The sequence below is a fragment of the Nonomuraea sp. KM90 genome (assembly GCF_052246675.1).
Classification (GTDB): domain Bacteria; phylum Actinomycetota; class Actinomycetes; order Streptosporangiales; family Streptosporangiaceae; genus Nonomuraea.
The window spans coordinates 39,145-58,700 of the sequence record NZ_JBQQCB010000068.1 but is presented as its reverse complement, the minus strand read 5'-3'; the positions used below and the strand labels follow the sequence as shown (position 1 = coordinate 58,700).

Below are 19,556 nucleotides of genomic sequence, written 5' to 3'. Positions count from 1 at the left end.
CCCCCCCCCCCCCCCCCCCCCCCCCCCCCCCCCCCCCCCCCCCCCCCCCCCCCCCCCCCCCCCCCCCCCCCCCCCCCCCCCCCCCCCCCCCCCCCCCCCCCCCCCCCCCCCCCCCCCCCCCCCCCCCCAGATGGTATTGGGTCTCGTGGGCTCGGGCTCGGGCTGGGGGTCCGGGTCCGTCGGGTCGCCGGGGTCGCCGGGGGCGGGGTCGGTGCCGTCCGTGGGGTCGTCCGGCGGCAGGGGCGACGGGGTCTGCGTGATGGGCGGCTGCGTGCCCGCCCCGGCCAGGGCCGCCGCCAGGTCCAGGCGCGGCGTGGTGACCTGGGCGCCGTTGGCGTCGTACACGTACGGCCGGCCGGAGGTCTTCAGCTTGTCGATCAGCTCCGTGATCGGCGCCTGCGGCGAGGCCGACTTCATCAGCGCCAGCGCGCCGGCCACGTGCGGGGTCGCCATCGAGGTGCCGCTGTAGACGGTCGTGGAGTTGTCCGGCACCGAGGACTCGACGTCCACACCCGGCGCGAACAGGTCGAGCAGCGCGCCCCGGTTGGAGAAGTCCGCGATGCCGTCGGAGTTGTCGTTCGCCCCGACGGTCACCGCCGTGGAGACGCAGGCCGGGTACGACGTCCCTTCGAAGAACTCGTTCCCGGCGGCCACCACGGTCGCGACGCCCTTGGCCAGCAGCGCGTCGATCTTCGTCTTGAAGGTCGCGCCCTCCGCGGTGGCGTCGCAGTCGGTCTCGGACAGGTCGCCGCCCAGGCTCAGGTTCACCGCCGCGACCGGCTGGTTCAGGGTGGTCACGTACTCCATGGCCTGCAGCAGCGACGACTCGTACGCCAGCAGGCACGCCGACGCGCCGCAGAGGTCCTCGTCGTTGACCCGGCTGAACACCTGCACCGCGACGATGCCCGCGCCCGGCGCCACGCCTCCGGTGCCGGCCGCGATGCCCGCGACGTGGGAGCCGTGGTCGCACAGGTTCACGCCGTCGGCCAGGCACTTCGCCGTGGTCGCGTCCGCCGCGTTGCCGTCGGTCTGCTGCGGCAGGCCGTTCGGGCAGAGCGACTCGACGCCGGCGTCCTCCACGGCGGAGAAGCACGCCTGGGCCAGGATCCGGCCCTGGAACCACGGGTGGTCCACGTCGATGCCGGTGTCGAGCACGGCCACGGCCTGGCCGGTGCCGGTGATGTTCTTGGCGTGCACCTGGTCGGCGCCGATCAGGGTGAGGTTCGGGGCGACCTGCGTCGGGGTGAACGTGCGGTCGCGGCGGATGGAGGAGACCCGGGGGTCCTCGGCGAGCTTGGCCAGCTCCTCGGCCGTGCCCTCCACGACCATGAACGACTGGCTCTGCGGCTGCAGCACCACTTCCACGCTCTCGGCCGCCGCCTGGCTCGCCACGGGGGCGTTCTCGACCGGGTCGGTCAGCTCGACGATGGCCCGCTCGGTGCCGCCGTCGACGCCTAAGCCCTCCTCCACCTTGCCCTGAGCGGGCCCGGCCGGTGTCTCCGTCTCCTCGGCCGGGGCCTGCTCGGCAGCGGCCTCCTCGGGGGCGGGCTCCTCGGCCGGAGGCTGCTCGACCGGCGTCTGGGTGATGCCCGGGGTGGGGCTGGGCGTCGGGTCGTCTGCGTAGGCCGGAGCCGAGAGCGGCAGCAGAGCCATCGCGATCGAGCTCACGATCAAGGGGCGGAATCGCACGCGTCCTCCGAGGGGGGATGATCTCGGAGTTTAGGGTGATTTGCCCGACGCGCACAGGCCCCTGGGCCGGTTTCTCACCGAACTTTCAGGGGACGCACCTCAAACGTTCAGCGTGCTCCCCTCATGTGTGAGCCACACCGCGCCGAGCGGCGGCACCCGCAGCGTCGTCGAGTACGGGAGCCCGTGCCACGGCTCGTCCCCGGCCACGACCGCCCCCATGTTGCCCACGCCGCTGCCCCAGTAGTCGTAGGCGTCGGTGTTGACGGTCTCCGTCCACTGGCCCGCGTAGGGCAGCCCGAGCCGGTAGTTCTCGTGCGGCCCGCCGCTGAAGTTGACCACGCACGCCACCGCGGACCCGTCGTTCGCGTAGCGGACGAAGGAGAACGTGTTCCCCGAGGCGTCGTCGGCGTCGATCCACCGGAACCCCTCGGGCCGGGCGTCCTGGTCCCACAGGGCGGGCGTCTCGCGGTAGATCCGGTTCAGGTCGCGTACCAGCCGCTGCACGCCCTGGTGCCCGTCGAACTCCAGCACCCACCAGTCCAGCCCGCGCTCCTCCGACCACTCCGAGCCCTGGCCGAACTCGCCGCCCATGAACAGCAGCTGCTTGCCCGGATGCGCCCACATGAACGCCAGCAGCGCCCGCAACTGCGCGAACCGCTGCCATTCGTCGCCCGGCATCTTGCCCAGCAGCGACCCCTTGCCGTGCACGACCTCGTCGTGGGACAGCGGCAGCACGTAGTTCTCGGAGTAGGCGTACAGCAGCGAGAACGTCAGCTGATGGTGGTGGTACTGGCGGAAGACCGGCTCGTGGCGCAGGTATTCGAGCGTGTCGTGCATCCAGCCCATGTTCCACTTGAAGCCGAACCCCAGCCCGCCGAGGTGCACCGGCCGCGACACCCCGGGCCAGGCGGTCGACTCCTCGGCCACGGTGATGATGCCGGGCGCCTCGCGGTAGCAGACCGAGTTCATCTCCTTGAGGAACTCGACCGCGTCGAGGTTCTCCCTGCCGCCGTAGACGTTGGGCGTCCACTCGCCCTCGCGCCGCGAGTAGTCCAGGTAGAGCATCGAGGCCACCGCGTCCACCCGCAGCCCGTCGATGTGGAACTCCTTCAGCCAGAACAGCGCGTTGGCGACCAGGAAGTTCCGCACCTCCCTGCGGCCGAAGTCGAAGACGTACGTCCCCCAGTCCGGGTGCTCGCCCCTGGCCGGGTCGGCGTGCTCGTAGAGCGGGGTGCCGTCGAAGCGGGCCAGCGCCCAGTCGTCCATCGGGAAGTGGGCCGGCACCCAGTCCAGCAGCACGCCGATGCCGCGCTGGTGCAGGCGGTCCACGAAGTGGCGGAACTCGTCGGGCGTGCCGAACCTCGCCGTCGGCGCGTAGTAGGACGTCACCTGGTAGCCCCACGACCCGCCGAACGGGTGCTCGGCCACCGGCAGCAGCTCGACGTGGGTGAAGCCCATGTCCGCGACGTACTCGGACAGCTCGTCGGCCAGCTCCACGTACGACAGCCCCGGCCGCCAGGAGCCCAGGTGCACCTCGTAGACGCTCATCGGCCCGGTCTGCGGCTGCTGCTCGCGCCGCTCGACCATCCAGGCGTCGTCCTGCCAGCTGTAGTCGGACTTGTCGATCACCGAGGCCGTCATCGGCGGCACCTCGGTCCGCCGCGCCATCGGGTCGGCCTTGTCCCGCCACACGCCGTCGGCGCCCAGCACCTGGTACTTGTACCGCTGGCCCGCCCCCAGCCCCGGCACGAACAGCTCCCACACCCCCGACCGGCCCAGCGACCGCATCGGGTAGGCGGTGCCGTCCCAGTGGTTGAAGTCGCCGACGACCCTGATGCCGCGCGCGTTCGGCGCCCAGACGGCGAACGCGGTGCCCTGGACGTCCTCGTGCTCCATCACGCGCGCGCCGAGCGCCTCCCACAGCCGCTCGTGCCGCCCCTCGCCGATGAGGTGCAGGTCCACCTCGCCGAGCGTGGGCCAGTGCCGGTAGGGGTCACGCACCTCGTACGGGTCCGCCCCGGCGTATTTGACGCTCAACGTGTAGCCGGGCACCTTGTCCAGGCCCGGAACCGTCACCTCGAACACCCCGTGTGCCTGGTGTTTCATGTCATGGGCAGAGCCGTCCTCCAGCACCACCCGCACCCGTTCGGCGAGCGGGCGCAGCGTGCGGAAGATCACCCCGCCGGAGCCGGGGTGCGCTCCGAGCACGGAGTGCGGATCGTGATGTGCCCCGCCCGCAAGGCGGTCGAGCTCTGTCCTCATCGGCATGCTCCCAACACTGCCCTATGATGCGCGTCCATCCCAGGCACTGCCCGCTTTCACCGCGACAATCACCGGATGTGCAAAATCCCGGGTTTATCACAAGAAGATGCCGGGGTGGCCAACAGATCCTTTCCGGGTTCTTGGCTCGCCATACTGGTTCGCTGCTCGCGTCCCCCTCCGGAAAGGCCCGCGCCGCCGCCGCCGTCGGCGTCGTCGCGGCGGTGATCGACCTCCGGTACGCGGGACTCGTCGACCGCATGATCACCGACATCGACTCCGTGTCCGAGGCGGAGATCGGCACCGGCGACCTCGTCTACGGCCTGTCCGGCGAAGCAGATCGTGGACGACATCTGGTCCGCCTCCACGCGCACCGGCGGCTCGACGGGCCTGATCAACGCCTGGTGGGCGGCCTGGCTCGTGGGCAGCACGGTGTCGAACGTGGCCGGGCGGCTGCTGTTCAACGCCGAGGAGCTGGACAGCCTGGCGGCGGCCGCGCGGTTCGACGTGGTGAGTATCGCGCTGATGCTGGTCGCGGCCGTGCTGGCGATCGGCGTCGTACGCAGGATCACCGACGTCCAGGAACAGCAGCGCTCGCTCCCGGCCCCGGTGCCGGGCGTCCCGGGCGGCTACCCGGCGTACTGACCGGTACTCGGCGAGGGCTGCCCGGCATCCCGCACGGCGTCCTCCAGCGGTCGCGCCGCCCCGTCGGCCATGGCCGCTGCCAGGGCATCCTCGCCCAGAGCGCGGGTCACCGACGCCGCGATCCGGTCCACGTCGCCCCGCTCGCCCGATGGCAGCGGGGCGCCCGCCGACTCCCTGAGGGCGGCGGCCCGGCCCAGCAGGCGTCCCGCCTCCTCGTGCCGCGCGTCGAGGGCGAGCGCGCCCGCCAGGCCCTCCAGCGCGAGCGCCGTCGCCCGGGGGTCGCCCACCTTGCGGGCCACCGCCAGCCCCTGGCGCTGCAGCTCCAGCGCGCCCGCGGCGTCGCCGCGCAGCTCGGCCACGAACCCCAGCTCGGCCAGGATCAGTGCCGCGCCCGGGTCGCCCGCCACGTCCTTGACCCAGTCCAGCCAGGCCCGCAGCCGCCGCTCCGCCTCGTCCAGCCGGCCCTGCCTGCGGGCCCCCAGCGCCAGGCCGAGCTCGGCGAACTCCTCGGCGGGGCGGTTCGACTGCGCCACCGCCAGCCGCCTGGCCCGCTCGTGGTAGTCGTCGGCCCGCGCGTGGTCGCCGGTCAGCATGGCGATACGGCCCAGGCGGGACAGCGCGTCGGAGACCGAGCTCCACAGGCCCAGCTCCTCGGCCATCCCCAGGACCTCAGTGCGCAGCGCCGCCGCCCGCTCGTAGTCGCCGGTGATCTCGGCCAGCGTGCCCAGGTTCTCCGTCGCCCGCAGCTCGCCCCACCGGTCGCCGATCCGCCCGAACAGGGTCAGGCTCTCCTCGGCGTGCTCGCGCAGGGTGGTCAGGTCGCCGCGCATGGCGGCGTACCGGCCCAGCACGGTGAGCGCGGCGGCCGTGCCCCACGTGTCCCCGAGCGCGCGGAACTCCGCCAGCGCCGTCGAGATCAGGTCCCTGCTCGCCGACAGGTCGTCGTACCCGAACAGCGCGAACCCGGCGAACCACCGAGCCCGCGCCCTCGTCCGCGGGTCCTCGATGGCCTCGAACAGCCCGCCGTCCAGCTCCACGAGCCGCCCGGCCAGCAGGGTGAGCCCGTGCAGCCACACCTGGGCCTCCGCCGCGCCCGGGGTCGAGGCGTCGGCGACGGACAGGGCGGACTCCAGCGCGCGGCGGCCCTCGCCCAGCCTGCCGCGCAGCACCCAGTACCAGGCCATGGCGTTGACCAGCCGGAGCGCCTCGCCCGGCGCCCGCTCGGCCACGGCCGTCTCCAGGGCCGTGCGCAGGTTGGCGTGCTCGGCGTCGAGGAGGGCGAGGGCGCCGCGCTGCCCGTGCCCGCGGAGGCCGGGCTCCACCCGCTCGGCCAGTCCGGCGTAGTGGCGGACGTGCCGGAGCCGCACCCCGGCCAGCTCGCCCGCCTCGGCCAGCCGCTCCTGGCAGTAGGCGGCGACCGACTCCAGCAGCCGGTATCGGGGCGCCGGCCGGCCTCCGGGGGCGGGGGCGCGTACCGGCGTGCGTACCACCAGGGAGCGGTCGACCAGGCGGGCCAGCAGGTCGAGCACGTCCAGGCCGGGTTCGGCGCAGACCTCCTCGGCCGCCTCCAGCGTGCAGCCGTCGGCGTGCACGGCCAGGCGCCGCAGCACCACCCGCTCGGCGTCCGTCAGCAGCTCCCAGCTCCAGTCGATCATCGCCCGCAACGTCTGCTGCCGGGCCGGCGCGCCGCGCAGCCCGGAGGCGAGCAGGCGGAAGCGGTCGTCGAGGCGCTCGGCCAGCTGCCTCGGGGTCAGCGCCCGCATCCTCGTGGCGGCCAGCTCCAGCGCGAGCGGGATGCCGTCCAGCCGCGCGCAGATCTCCTCGACGTCGGCGTCGGGCGCGATGCCCGCCCGCGCCGCGAACAGCTCCACGGCCGCCTCCCGCCCCAGCGGCGGCACGCTCCACAGCGCCTCGCCCTCGATCCGCAGCGACTCCTGGCTCGTGGCCAGGACACGCAGCTCGGGGGCGGCCCGCAGGAGCTGACCGGCCAGCGTGGCCACCTGCTCCACCACGTGCTCGCAGTTGTCCAGCACGAGCAGCGTCGGCTTGGCCCGCAGCACGCTGGGCAGGCGCTCCATGATGCAGCCCGGCGAGTCGTCACGCAGGCCCAGCACGCCCGCGATCGCCTCGGCCACCTCGACCGCCTGCGCCCCGGCGCCGAGCGAGGCCAGCTCCACCAGCCACACCCCGCCCTCGAAGCCCTCCGTCACAAGGGGCGCAGAGGCCGCGGCGAGGGCCAGGCGGGTCTTGCCCACGCCGCCGGGGCCCGTGAGGGTGACCAGGCGGTCGGTACGCAGCAGCGCCCGCACCTCGGCCACCGCCTCGTCCCGCCCGACGAGGGGTGTCAGCGGGGCGGGCAGGTTCGTACGGGGCCGAGCCGCCGGCGCGTCCAGGGCCGGGTCCTGCTCCAGGATCGCCTGGTGCAGCGCCGCCAGCTCCGGCCCGGGATCCAGCCCGAGCTCGTCCGCCAGCCGCCGCCGCAGCTCCCCGTAGCTGGCCAGCGCCTCGCTCTGCCGCCCCGCCCGGTAGAGAGCCCGTACGTGCACACCTCGCAGCCGCTCCCGCAGCGGATGCTCGGCCACCAGGTCCGCCAGCTCGGCCGCGAGCAGCCCGTGCTCGCCCAGCCCGAGCCGGGCCTCGGCCAGCTCCTCCACCGCCATCAGCCGCTGCTCGTCCAGCCGGGCCACCGCCGCCCGCGCGAACGGCTCGTCGGCGAACTCCGCGTACGCGCTCCCGCGCCAGAGACCGAGCGCCTCGCGCAGCAGCGAGGCGCGCGCCTGGAGGTCGTCGGCGCGCTGGGCCCGCCCGAGCAGCGCCTCGAACACCCCGGCGTCCACGGACCCGGGCTCGGCCCGCAGCACGTACCCGGGCGCCCGGTACGCCACCAGCTCCCGATCGCCCAGCGCCCTGCGCAGTTGCGACACCTTCACCCGCAGCGCGGCGGGCGCGTCGGCGGGCGGCCGGTGACCCCAGAGGTCCTCGATCAGCCGGTCGGCGGAGACCGGCCGCCCGGCGTGGATCAGCAGGCCGGCGAGCAGCGCCCGGACCTTGACCTCGATCACCTGGACCGGCTGCCCGTCGGGCGTCCACACCGCGATCGGCCCCAGCACCCCGAACCGCATCTGCCCATCCCCGCCCATAACCGACTCCGAACCAGACCATAACCGCCCACGGAGAAGGTGGACGCATCATCCTCCTGCACCAAGGAACACCAACAATGAACGCTGAAATGCCGGAAAACATCTCCGTTCTCGGCCTCGGGCTCATGGGCTCCGCGCTCGCCGGCAGCCTCCTGGCGGCCGGGCACCGCGTGACCGTGTGGAACCGTACGCCGGCCAAGGCCGAACCCCTGGTCGCCAAGGGTGCCACGCTCGCGGACACCCCGGCGCGGGCCGTCGAGGCGAGCTCCCTGGTCATCGTGTGCCTGCTCGACTACCCGTCCGTCGAGGGGGTGCTGGAGCAGGCGTCGCTGGAGGGGCGGGTCATCGCGAACCTCACCACCGGCCGGCCCGCCGAGGCCCGTGAGACGGCGTCGTGGGTGGCCGGGCGCGGTGGCGACTACCTCGACGGCGGCATCATGGCGGTGCCCCCGATGATCGCCCAGCCGGGCGCCCTCATCCTCTACAGCGGCTCCCAGCGGGCCTTCGACCGGTACGAGCCCGCGCTGGCCGCCATGGCCGAGCCCCGCTTCACCGGCGACGACCCCGGGATGGCGCCGCTGCTGGACCTGGCCATGCTGACCGGCATGTACGGCCAGATCGCCGGCCTCCTGGAGGCGGCGGCCCTGGTGACGTCGGCGAAGTTCCCGCTCGGGGAGTTCGTCGAGTCGCTGCTGGTCCCGTGGCTGAACGCGATGGCCGCCCAGCAGCCGGCCTGGGCCGCGAAGATGGAGTCCGGTGACCACAGCACGGAGGTCTCCAACCTGGAGGTCAACCGGGCGGGCCTGGAGAACCTGGTCCGCACGTTCCGCGAGCAGGGCGTCAAGCCGGACCTGCTGCTGCCCATGAAGGCCATCGTCGACCAGCGCACAGCTCGCGGTCTCGGCCACGAGGGCCTGTCCGGCCTCGTCGAGGAACTGCTCTGACCGTCCTCGCGGATGTGCCGCCGGGGGTCAGGCGGGGCGGGGGCGGAAGGCGGCCAGGGGGATCGGGAGCCAGGTGGGCCGGTTGCGGGCCTCGTAGACGACCTCGTAGACGGCCTTCGACAGCTCGAACGCCCGCAGCAGCGCCGCGTCCGCCCGCGTGATCACCCCGCCGCCCTCGGTGTACCCGTCGAGGAAGGCGGCCCGGTTGCGGTCGGCCCACTCCTGCGCCCGGGGCTCCAGCTCCGCGGCCTGGGAGTGGCCGGCCAGCAGGTGCCTGGCCGCGTAGTCGAACGAGCGCAGCATTCCCGCCACGTCCCGCAGCGGCGACGACAGCGCCCGCCGCTCGGCCAGCGGCTGCCCCGGCTCGCCCTCGAAGTCGAGCACCACCCAGTCCGTCGGCGTGCGCATCACCTGGCCGAGGTGGTAATCGCCGTGAACCCTTTGCACGGGCACCTCGTTGGTGAGCAGCTCCACCTGGTGGTAGGCGTCCTCGATGGCGTTCACGTGCTGCCGTAGCTCGGGCACCTCCGCCACGGCCCGGCCCAGCCGCCGCCTGAAGGACTCGGCCATCCGCTTGAGCTCGTGGATCTCGATGACGTCGGTGGGGAAGGCGGCGGCCAGCTCGTGGTGCACGCGGGCGGTGGCGCCGCCCAGCCGCAGCGCCTCGGCCGCGAAGTCCCCGCCCGCGTCGGACGCCGGCAGCTCGGGCAGCGAGGCGTACAGATCGCGCACGCTGGCCAGGGCGAGGTCCCAGCCGTCGTTCGCGGGGGTCAGGAACTCCTGCATGATCGCGAGCGTGGTGTCCGTGCCGTCGAGGTCGGTCTCGATCCACCCGTACGGCTGCGCGATGTGCGGCGCGTTCCTGGCGGCCAGGGCGGTGATGATCTCCAGCTCGGGGTTGACGCCCGGGATGAGCCGGCGGAAGAGCTTGCAGATGTACGCGTCCCCGAACACGATCGAGGTGTTGGACTGCTCCGCGCCGAGCACCAGGCTGCGCGGGGAGGTGTCGATGGTTACCCCGGGCACGTGGCGCATGCGCAGGCCGCTGCGTGTCTCGTCGTGGGCCATGCCGTCCAGGAGCCAGCTCGCGCGGTCGGAGTCGTGGACGGCGTCGTAGAGATAGGTGTCGCCGACCGTGCCGATGAGGGCGTGCGTCAGCCGGTCGGGGATCTCGTGTCGCTCGCCCAGCAGGACCTGGTACCGGTCACGCGAGCCCTCCTGCCAGACGGCGACGATCAGGTGTCTGAGACCGGGCGTCAGCTCGACGTCCGAATCGACCGACAGAGCGTCGATCGGGCGCCCCTTGCCACCGAACCAACGCTGGCGGCCGATCCACGTGGCAAGGAGCTCGTCAAGCACGTCCTACTCCTCCTGGATGATGGCCGGCGGGAGTGTGAACCAATAGAACCCATGCCCGGGAAGCGTCAAAAGATACGGAAGTTCGCCAATTGCCGGGAATGGTACGCCTCCCATGGTTTCCACGGGGGAGACGCCGACGAATCTGCGCAGGTCGAGCTCGACCGGCTGCGGGAAGCGTGACAGGTTGTTCACGCAGAGCATCCGGTCGTCGCCCAGTTCCCTGACGAACGCGAGCACGCTGGGGTTGGAGGAGTTGAGCTCCGCGTAACCGCCCAGCCCGAAGACCGGGTGCCGCTTGCGGATCTCGATCATGCGCCGGGTCCAGTGCAGCAGCGAGCCGGCGTTCTTCTGCTGGGCCTCGACGTTGATGCCCTGGTAGCCGTAGATCGGGTCCATGATGACCGGCAGGTAGAGCCGGCCGGGGTCGCAGTCGGAGAACCCGGCGTTGCGGTCGGGGTCCCACTGCATGGGCGTGCGGACGCCGTCACGGTCGCCGAGCCAGATGTTGTCGCCCATGCCGATCTCGTCGCCGTAGTACAGCACGGGGGAGCCGGGCAGCGACAGGAGCAGGGCGGTGAACAGCTCGATCTGGTTGCGGTCGTTCTCGAGCAGGGGCGCCAGGCGGCGGCGGATGCCGACGTTCGCCCGCATGCGGGGGTCCTTGGCGTACTCGGTGTACATGTAGTCGCGCTCTTCGTCCGTGACCATCTCGAGCGTGAGCTCGTCGTGGTTGCGGAGGAAGATGCCCCATTGGCAATGCTCCGGAATTTTCGGCGTTTGCGCCAAAATTTCGGAAATGGGGTAGCGCGATTCCCTGCGGACGGCCATGAAGATGCGGGGCATCAGTGGGAAATGGAAGGCCATATGGCATTCGTCCCCACCGCCGACCGGGTCGCCGAAATACTCCACCACGTCGGACGGCCACTGGTTCGCCTCGGCCAGCAGCACGCGGTCGGGGAACAGCCGGTCCACCTCGGTCCGGATCCGCTTCAGGTATTCGTGCGTCCTCGGCAGGTTCTCGCAGTTGGTGCCCTCTTCCTCGAAGAGGTAGGGCACCGCGTCCAGCCGGAACCCGTCGATGCCCAGGTCCAGCCAGAATCGCAGGACCTCGAGCATGGCCTCCTGCACCGCCGGGTTCTCGTAGTTGAGGTCCGGCTGGTGGTGGAAGAAACGGTGCCAGTAGTACTGGCCGCGCACGGGGTCGTAGGTCCAGTTGGACGTTTCCGTGTCGATGAAGATGATCCGGGCGTCCTGGTACTTCTCATCCGTGGACGACCAGACGTAGAAGTCGCCGAACGGCCCCTCGGGGTCGTGCCGGGACGCCTGGAACCAGGGGTGGGCGTCGCTGGTGTGGTTCATGACCAGGTCGGCGATGACGCGCATGCCCCGTTTGTGTGCCTCGTCCACGAGTTTCACGAAGTCTCCGAGATCCCCGAACTCGGGCAGGATCTTCATGAAGTCCGCGATGTCGTAGCCGCCGTCACGCAGTGGCGACTCGTACAGCGGCAGCAGCCAGAGGCAGTCGACGCCCAGCCATTGCAGGTAGTCGAGCTTGCTGATGAGACCTCTGATGTCGCCGGTCCCGTCGCCGTTGGAGTCGGCGAATCCCCTGATCAGGACCTCGTAGAAAACCGCCCGCTTGTACCAGTAGGGATCGCGCGGCTTTTCCTCGTCAAAGGTGTTGGGAATGGGTGTGGAGCTCATGAGCCGCCCCGCTGGGGGCTCATGAGGGAGGCGCTTTCACACACGTTGAAGACTCCCCGCTGAATTCAGTTCTACCGTGGCGCGGCTCGTACGGTGAGAATGTGGGCAGGCTGGATGTGGGGGTCGAGGCGTACATAGTTGCTCTGCCTCCAGCGGTACGATTCGCCTGACAATTCGTCGTCCACGACGAACTCCGCGGTCCAGTCGAGACCGATTGCAGGCAGGTCCAGATCAACAGTCGCCTCGTGGGTGTGGTGTGGATCCAGGTTGATGACCGCCAGAACGACGTCGCCCAGTCCGTGCCTTCGTGTGGCCGGGTCATAGGCGCCCGGGAGCCGTTTCGAGAAGCAAACGATGTCCGGTTGGTCGACCCTGTGGAACCGTAGATTACGCAATTCCTGCAGCGCAGGATGCGCTCTTCGGAACAAATTCAGGTGGGTGAGGAAGGGAGCCAGGCTCCTTCCTTCACGTTCGGCCGTAACCCAATCGCGAGGTTTGTACTGATATTTCTCACTATCTAGGTATTCCTCACTGCCGGGGCGTACTGGCACGTTCTCTCCGAGCTCGTAGCCGGAGTAGACGCCCCAGGTCGGCGAGGCGAGCGCGGCCAGGACCGCCCTGATCTTGAACGCCGGCACGCCGCCGTGCTGCAGGTACTCGTGCAGGATGTCGGGCGTGTTCACGAACAGGTTCGGTCGCAGGTAACAGGAAGTCTCCTGGGAGAGCTCCGTGAGGTAGGTCTCCACATCACCTTTGGAGTTCTTCCAGGTGTAGTACGTGTATGACTGATGGAAGCCGGTCTTGGCCAGCGTGCGCATCATCGCCGGCCTGGTGAACGCCTCCGACAGGAAGATCACGTCGGGGTCGGTCCGGTGGATGTCGGCCAGCAGCCGCTCCCAGAACGCCACCGGCTTGGTGTGCGGGTTGTCCACCCGGAAGATGCGCACCCCGTGGTCCATCCAGTGCCGCAGCACCCGCCTGACCTCGATGTAGATCCCCTCGGGATCCCGGTCGAAGTTGATCGGGTAGATGTCCTGGTATTTCTTGGGCGGGTTCTCGGCGTACGCGATCGACCCGTCGGCCCTGATCGTGAACCACTCGGGGTGTTCCTTCACCCACGGGTGGTCGGGAGAGCACTGCAGGGCGAAGTCGAGCGCGATCTCCATCCCCAGCGCTTTGGTCCGCTCGACGAACACGTCGAAGTCGTCCAGGGTGCCCAGATCGGGGTGCACGGCGTCGTGGCCGCCGTCCTCCGAGCCGATGGCCCACGGCGAGCCGGGCTCGTCGGGCTCGGGGCTGAGCGTGTTGTTGCGCCCCTTGCGGTAGGTGGTGCCGATCGGATGGATCGGTGGCAGGTAGACGACGTCGAAGCCCATCTTGGCGATGGCGGGCAGCCGCTTGGCAGCAGTCTGGAAATTTCCGGACTTGGAGATGCCCAGCTCGTTGACGATCGCGCCTTCGGACCTCGGGAAGAACTCGTACCAGGAGCCGTACAGCGCCCGGCGCCGGTCCACCCTGACCTTGTGCGACTTGGACCTGGTCACCAGCTCGCGGAACGGATGGGAGTCCAGCAGCGCGGCGGTCTCGGGAAGCTGGGCGATCGACAGCCGGGCCCGCGGGTCCAGGTCCTCGTCACGCAGCGTGGCCGAGATCGACAGCAGCGCCGCCCGGTGGCCGCAGGCGCTGTCGCCGTTGCCGTTGCCGGTGCCGTTCTGCTTGGACCTGCCGTTCTTGGCGCCGGTTTTCGCGCCGTTCTTCGCGGGCTGGCCGTTCGGGCAGTCCGCCGGGCGCACGGCCTTGGCCGCGCGCTCGAACAGCCGGGCGCCCTCCTCGCACATGAGATCGACGTCCATGCCGCGCGGGATCTTGATCTCGGCGTCGTGCAGCCACGTGCTGATCGGGTCGCTCCATGCCTCCACTCGGAACAGCCAGTCACCTTCGGCCGGCAGGCACACGTCCACGCCCCAGCGGTCAGTGCCGGGGGCGAGCTCGCGCATCGGTCTCAGGCGCCCGCGCTGCCCGTCGGGCGCGGTGAGCACCACGCCCGCGGCCACGGCGTCGTGGCCCTCTCTGAAGACGGTCGCCGAGACCTGGAAGGTCTCGCCGGCGACCGCCTTGGCGGGCCACTGCCCGCAGTCGACGACGGGGGAGATGTCCGTGATGGGAATTCGTCCGATCATCGCATTCAAGGGTTTGCGGCGGCACTCCCGGTGCCGCCGGAGGCTTTCCCTGGCAGGAACGATCCTTGCATGTAAATTGTGGACAGCAGCGGATAGACCTCCCGAGAGTGTCTGCGGGAGAGCCCAACAATGAGGAAAGTTGCCCCAATAGTCCCTCTTCATGCTTGTTCCCGGAAGGGGTTTGAAGGGGCTTCGTGGGGGTGAAGGACTCAGAGGTCCCTCCTAGCCCGTAGGGTGCAGAAACGTGAGAGCTATCCGCCGGTTTACCGTCCGCACCGTCCTGCCCGCGGAGCTGGCCGCCCTCGGCGAGCTCGTCCACAATCTCCGCTGGTCATGGCACCCGGAGACGATGGACCTCTTCGCGGAGGTCGACGCCGACCTCTGGGAGCAGGTCGGACACGACCCCGTGGCGCTGCTCGGCGCCGTCACGCCGGCCAGGCTGGCCGAGCTGGCGGCCGACCGCCGCTTCCTGCGGCGGCTCGCCGACGCCGCCGACGACCTGCGCGAATACATGACCTCGCCGCGGTGGTACCAGACGCTGCCCGACGGCGCGCGCGCCATCGCCTACTTCTCGCCCGAGTTCGGCATCGCCACGGCACTGCCGCAATACTCGGGCGGCCTGGGCATCCTCGCGGGCGACCACCTCAAGGCGGCCAGCGACCTAGGCGTGCCCATCCTGGCCGTCGGCCTGCTCTACCGGCACGGCTACTTCACCCAGTCGCTCTCGCCGGAGGGCTGGCAGCTGGAGCACTACCCGTCGCTCGACGCGGGCGGGCTGCCGCTGAGCCTGCTCAAGGACGCCGAGGGCACGCCCGTCAAGATCCGCCTGGCCCTGCCCGAGGAGCGCGTGCTGCACGCGCAGGTGTGGGTGGCACAGGTCGGACGGGTGCCGCTGCTCCTGCTCGACTCCGACGTGGCCGACAACGACACTGCCGCCAGAGACGTCACCGACCGGCTCTACGGCGGGGGCACCGACCACCGGCTCATGCAGGAGCTCCTGCTGGGGGTCGGCGGCGTACGCGCGATCAGGGCCTACTGCAAGATCACCGGCCACGCCGACCCGGAGGTCTTCCACACCAACGAGGGCCACGCCGGCTTCCTCGGCCTGGAGCGGATCCGGGAGCTGACCGAGGCGCGGATGTCGTTCGACGAGGCGCTGGAGGCGGTGCGGGCCGGCACGGTGTTCACCACGCACACCCCCGTTCCCGCGGGCATCGACCGCTTCCCGGTGGACATGATCGAGCGCCACTTCGGCGGCGCGAACGCCTGGCCGACCGTGCCGGTGGAGCGGATCCTCGCGCTGGGCGCGGAGTCCGACCCGCACCGGTTCAACATGGCCGTCATGGGCATGCGGCTGGCCCAGCGCGTCAACGGCGTGTCCAAGCTGCACGGCGAGGTCAGCCGGGAGATGTTCAAAAATCTCTGGCCGGGATTTGACCTGGACGAGGTGCCGATCGGGTCGATCACCAACGGCGTGCACGCGCCGACCTGGGTCGGCAGGGAGCTCATGGAGCTGGCCGGGCGCGAGCTGCCCTCGCTGCTGGAGCGGGCCCGCGGCTGGGAGGGCATCCAGAAGATCTCCGACGCCGACATCTGGCAGATCCGCGGCACGCTGCGCAAGCGGCTGGTCGACGGCGCCCGCGTACGCCTGCGCAGGTCCTGGCGCGAGCGCGGGGCCTCCGACGCCGAGCTGGGCTGGATCGACGACGCGCTCGACCCCGACGTGCTGACGATCGGGTTCGCGCGGCGCGTGCCGTCGTACAAGCGGCTCACGCTCATGCTGCGCGACCCCGAGCGGCTGACCGAGCTGCTGCTGTCGCCGGACAAACCGGTGCAGATCGTGATCGCCGGCAAGGCCCACCCCGCCGACGAGGGCGGCAAGAAGCTGATCCAGCAGATCGTCAAGTTCGCCGACCAGCAGAACGTCCGGCACCGCATCGTCTTCCTGCCCGACTACGACATGGCGCTCGGGCAGCTCATGGTCCAGGGCTGTGACGTCTGGCTGAACAACCCGCTGCGCCCGCTGGAGGCGTCCGGCACGTCGGGGATGAAGTCCGCGCTGAACGGCGGCCTCAACCTGTCGATCCGCGACGGCTGGTGGGACGAGTGGTACGACGGCACCAACGGCTGGGCCATCCCCACCGCCGACGGGGTGACCAACGCCGACCGGCGCGACGAGCTGGAGGCCGCCGCCCTCTACGACCTGATCGAGCACGAGGTGTCCGACCGGTTCTACGACCGCGCGATCGACGGCCTGCCGCGGCGCTGGATGGAGATGGTCAAGCACACACTAGCCTCGCTCGGGCCCAAGGTGCTGGCCGGGCGCATGCTGCGCGACTACGTGGTCACCCTGTACAACCCGGCCGCCGCCTCCGCCCGCGCGCTGAGCGCCGAGTCCTACGCGCCGGCCAAGGGGTTCGCCGCCTGGCGGGTCCGGGTGACCAGGGCCTGGCCGGGGGTGCGCGTCGAGCACGTCGAGGCGGCCGGCGTGGGGGACATGCCGGAGGTCGGGGCGGCCATCGAGCTGCACGCCACGATCGCGCTGGGCGACCTGGAGCCGGACGACGTGCTGGTCGAGGTCGCGTACGGCAAGGTCGGGCCGCACGACGAGCTGGTGCACCCGGCGTACGCCAAGCTGTTGGCGCAGTCGGTGGACGACGACCGGCGGGCACACTACACGGGCACGGTCCCGCTCGACCGCACGGGTGCCTTCGGCTACACCGTGCGGGTCGTCCCGTACCACCCGCTCCTCGCCACGCCCGCGGAGCTCGGGCTCATAGCCGTCCCCGAGGAACCTGCGGGTATGACGAACGGAACTCTGCGGTAAACAACCGGGCATAATCAGGGGGTGGACGACAGCGGGAACGGCCTGCGGGCTGACACTCTGGTGGCCACGGTCCGAGGTGTGCTGCCGTCCCTGACGCCGGCTGCCCAGACCGTCGCACGCCTCATCCTGGAGGACCCCGCGACGGTGGCCCGGAGCACCATCACGGAGCTCTCCGCCGCCTCAGGCACCAGCGAGGCCACGATCGTACGCACCGCCAGGCTGCTCGGCTTCGCGGGATACCCGCAGCTCAGGCTGGCCTTAGCCGCGGCCGCCGCGCAGCCTGACCGGCTGGTGCCCGGCGACCTGGCCCCCGACGACCCCCTGTCGGAGGTCATCCAGAAGGTGGCGCGGGCCGAGTCGGAGGCGATCAACGACACCATCGCCCAGCTCACCTCCGAGCGCCTCGGGCTGGTGGTGGACGCCATCGTCGGCGCCCGGCGGATCGACGCCTACGGAGTGAGCGCCTCCGGGCTGGTGGCCGAGGACGTCGCGCAGAAGCTGATGCGCATCGGCCTGTCCAGCCACGCCTTCCAGGACGCGCACCTGGCGCTGACCAGCGCGGTGCTGCTGAGGGCGGGCGACGTCGCCATCGGCATCAGCACCTCCGGCGAGACCCCCGACGTGATCGAGCCGCTGCGCCGGGCCAAGGAGGCCGGGGCCACCACGGTCGCGATCACCAACAACCCCCGCTCGTCCATCGCGGAGCTGGCCGAACACGTGCTGATCTCCGCCGGGCGCGAGACGGAGTTCCGTCCCGGCGCCCTGGCCAGCCGGATCAGCCAGCTCCTCGTCGTCGACTGCGTGTTCGTCGGCGTCGCCCAGCGCACGTTCGACGCCTCTCAGGAGGCGCTCGCGAGCACCAGGCGCGCCGTCAGGGAGTTCACCCGGAGAACGTCACCTGCACGTCGTCAGCCTTGACGAACATCACGCGGTGGCCGAACTGGATCTCCAGGTATCTGGTCTTGCCCCGCACCACCTTGTGGTCCTCCAGGTTGAAGGTGACCGCGCGGTAGTACTCGGTGGCGGCCGGACCCGCGAGGGTGTACTTCTCCCCGGCCGAGAACGTGTACTGCAGCGGGGTCACCGCCTGGTACGGGATCCCCTCCGGGTAGGCCTCCTGCTCCGGGTACGCCCGCCCGTACACCGGGACGGTCGCCTTGCCCGGCTTCGGGGTGACCACGAGCCCCATGGACGGGACGGCGGTCGGGGCGTCGGCCGGGTTGTGGAACCAGGCCTTCTGGCCGAGATACCAGATGGCCGTCCAGTCGCCCTGGCGGTCGGCCACGGCGAAGCGCTGTCCGGTGCTCGCGCGGGCGCTGTGGTCGTACACGCTGTAGAGGGAGTCGCCGGTCGGGTGCTTGCCGATGTCCTTGACCAGCGGCGCGTCCGGCCGCGGCTCCGTGCGGAGCCAGACGGTGCCGGAGGGGAGCGGCGGGCAGGCGGCTGACGGGTTCTTGCGGTCGCAGCCGTAGAAGTACGGCTTGTTCGTGGCGAAGTCCGGCTTTATCATGACCGATCCCGCCTGAGGCCCGCCGAACTGGTGCAGGGGCGCCCCCATGAGCTGGAAGTAGTGCGCCCAGTCCCAGAACGGCCCCGGGTCCTCGTGCATGCCGCGCACGGTCGTCGGGAGCGTGCCCGGGACGTTGTCGTGGCCCAGGATGTGGGCGCGGTCCAGCGGCACGCCGTGCTTGAGCGCCAGGTAGCGCACCAGGCGGGCCGACGAGCGGTACATCGCCTCGGTGTACCAGGTGCTGCCCTCGGCCAGGAAGCCCTCGTGCTCGAGACCGATGGACTTGGCGTTGACGTACCAGTTGCCGGCCTGCCAGCCGACGTCCTTGGTCTTGATGTGCTGGGCGATGTGGCCGTCGGAGGAGCGGATGGAGTAGTGCCAGCTCGCGCCGTAGTTGGGGTCCTGGTTGAGGCGGATGGAGGGCAGGAAATATCCCTCCATGTCATGGATGATGATGTAGTCGACCTTCTGGCTGAACGGCCGGTTCGCCAGGTCGTAGTGGCCGTAGTCGTTGTCCGGCAGCTCCTGGTAGGCGGCCGGGATCCACTCGCAGGAGATCGAGGCCGGGCACTCCACGCCGTCGGGGCGGGTGGGCCGCAGGCCGAGCTTCTCCAGCCACTTCTCGATCTTCTCCAGGCCGGGCACGGCCGTCAGGGCGACCCGCTCGCCGTCGTCCGTCGTCCGTGCGGCCCCTTCCTTGATCGTCGCGAAGACCTCGTCGGCGAAGAACTTGGCGGCCCCGGCCTCCTCGGCCCCGGAGTACCTGGCCACGGCCCCGTACCACTCGCCGGGGTCGTCGCTGAGCGGCGCGCCGAGCGCCTTCTGGTAGTCGGCCAGCAGCGCCGCGCCGCCCCGGATGTTGGCGGCGTCGTCCGTACGCAGCCGCTCGTGGCTCTCGCCGGTCAGCGCGGCGGCCCGCTCCATGGTGCGCAGCGAGGCCGGGATGTCCGTGGGCGCGGGCTGCTCGGCGGGCGGGGGCAGGGGGCGTCCGTCGTCGCCGCGGGCGTCCTCCTCGCCCTCGCTGTGGTGGTTGGCGGAGGTGAAGGCGGCGGCGTCGGTCAGGTGCATGGGGCCGAACCCGGCGTCGCTGGAGGGTTGGCCCGCGTGGGCGTCCCAGCGGGACTCGAGGTAGGAGACGCCCAGCAACACGCTCGCGGGCACCTGGAACTCCTCGGCGGCGGCCGCGAAGGCCTGCTGCCGGTCGGCGGGTTCCTGGGCGTGAGCTGCGCTCACATAGCTTAAGGGCAGCAGGGCGACCAGAGAGATCGCCAGCAGTCTGCGCATGAACCACTCCTCGGA

12 protein-coding genes are annotated in these 19,556 nt (G+C 71.0%); 4 read left to right on the top strand and 8 right to left on the bottom strand.

The window, feature by feature from the left end:
• The 3 genes from ACTWPW_RS41430 to ACTWPW_RS41420 form a co-directional block, all read right to left on the bottom strand.
• Nucleotides 1-1,689 (bottom strand): S8 family serine peptidase (locus ACTWPW_RS41430; protein WP_443171887.1); only part of this gene is annotated, 1,689 nt, incomplete at its 3' end.
• 99 nt (nucleotides 1,690-1,788) lie between these two features.
• Nucleotides 1,789-3,951: a 1,4-alpha-glucan branching protein GlgB gene (gene glgB, locus ACTWPW_RS41425; RefSeq protein ID WP_375111473.1), complete on the bottom strand. Its 2,163-nt coding sequence runs from the start codon at nucleotides 3,949-3,951 to the stop codon at nucleotides 1,789-1,791.
• Nucleotides 3,952-4,019: 68 nt separating this feature from the next.
• The gene (locus tag ACTWPW_RS41420; protein WP_443171886.1) at nucleotides 4,020-4,301 is read right to left on the bottom strand and encodes a hypothetical protein; all 282 of its coding nucleotides are present in this window, start codon (nucleotides 4,299-4,301) and stop codon (nucleotides 4,020-4,022) included.
• Here ACTWPW_RS41420 and ACTWPW_RS41415 point away from each other — a divergent pair.
• Nucleotides 4,291-4,593: a DUF4328 domain-containing protein gene (locus ACTWPW_RS41415; protein WP_375111471.1), complete on the top strand. Its 303-nt coding sequence runs from the start codon at nucleotides 4,291-4,293 to the stop codon at nucleotides 4,591-4,593. The genes ACTWPW_RS41420 and ACTWPW_RS41415 overlap by 11 nt on opposite strands.
• On the opposite strand, the gene ACTWPW_RS41410 is transcribed toward ACTWPW_RS41415, so the two are convergent.
• Nucleotides 4,578-7,733 (bottom strand): BTAD domain-containing putative transcriptional regulator, encoded by a 3,156-nt coding sequence (locus tag ACTWPW_RS41410; protein ID WP_443171885.1) that lies wholly within the window; start codon nucleotides 7,731-7,733, stop codon nucleotides 4,578-4,580. The two genes, ACTWPW_RS41415 and ACTWPW_RS41410, sit on opposite strands and share 16 nt — an antisense overlap.
• Before the next feature lie 77 nt (nucleotides 7,734-7,810).
• On the opposite strand from ACTWPW_RS41410, the gene ACTWPW_RS41405 reads away from it, so the two are divergent.
• Nucleotides 7,811-8,677, top strand: a complete 867-nt coding sequence (locus ACTWPW_RS41405; protein WP_443171884.1) for an NAD(P)-dependent oxidoreductase — start codon at nucleotides 7,811-7,813, stop codon at nucleotides 8,675-8,677.
• Between the two features lie 27 nt (nucleotides 8,678-8,704).
• On the opposite strand, the gene ACTWPW_RS41400 is transcribed toward ACTWPW_RS41405, so the two are convergent.
• The 3 genes from ACTWPW_RS41400 to ACTWPW_RS41390 all read right to left on the bottom strand — a co-directional run bounded on the left by ACTWPW_RS41400 (nucleotide 8,705) and on the right by ACTWPW_RS41390 (nucleotide 13,920).
• Complete coding sequence (locus ACTWPW_RS41400; protein ID WP_375111468.1) at nucleotides 8,705-10,036, bottom strand: maltokinase N-terminal cap-like domain-containing protein; 1,332 nt, start codon at nucleotides 10,034-10,036, stop codon at nucleotides 8,705-8,707.
• 3 nt (nucleotides 10,037-10,039) lie between these two features.
• Nucleotides 10,040-11,740, bottom strand: coding sequence for a maltose alpha-D-glucosyltransferase (gene treS, locus ACTWPW_RS41395; protein WP_375111467.1), 1,701 nt, complete (start codon nucleotides 11,738-11,740; stop codon nucleotides 10,040-10,042).
• Nucleotides 11,741-11,811: 71 nt separating this feature from the next.
• A complete protein-coding gene (locus ACTWPW_RS41390) occupies nucleotides 11,812-13,920 on the bottom strand; it encodes an alpha-1,4-glucan--maltose-1-phosphate maltosyltransferase (RefSeq protein WP_375111466.1) in 2,109 nt (702 codons plus the stop codon).
• A 244-nt stretch (nucleotides 13,921-14,164) separates the two neighbouring features.
• On the opposite strand from ACTWPW_RS41390, the gene glgP reads away from it, so the two are divergent.
• Complete coding sequence (glgP, locus tag ACTWPW_RS41385) at nucleotides 14,165-16,747, top strand: alpha-glucan family phosphorylase (RefSeq protein ID WP_375111465.1); 2,583 nt, start codon at nucleotides 14,165-14,167, stop codon at nucleotides 16,745-16,747.
• Between the two features lie 21 nt (nucleotides 16,748-16,768).
• A complete protein-coding gene (locus ACTWPW_RS41380; RefSeq protein ID WP_375111464.1) occupies nucleotides 16,769-17,665 on the top strand; it encodes a MurR/RpiR family transcriptional regulator in 897 nt (298 codons plus the stop codon).
• Here the strand turns inward: ACTWPW_RS41380 and ACTWPW_RS41375 are convergent.
• Nucleotides 17,628-19,541 (bottom strand): N-acetylmuramoyl-L-alanine amidase, encoded by a 1,914-nt coding sequence (locus tag ACTWPW_RS41375; RefSeq protein WP_443171883.1) that lies wholly within the window; start codon nucleotides 19,539-19,541, stop codon nucleotides 17,628-17,630. The two genes, ACTWPW_RS41380 and ACTWPW_RS41375, sit on opposite strands and share 38 nt — an antisense overlap.
• Nucleotides 19,542-19,556 lie beyond the last annotated feature (15 nt).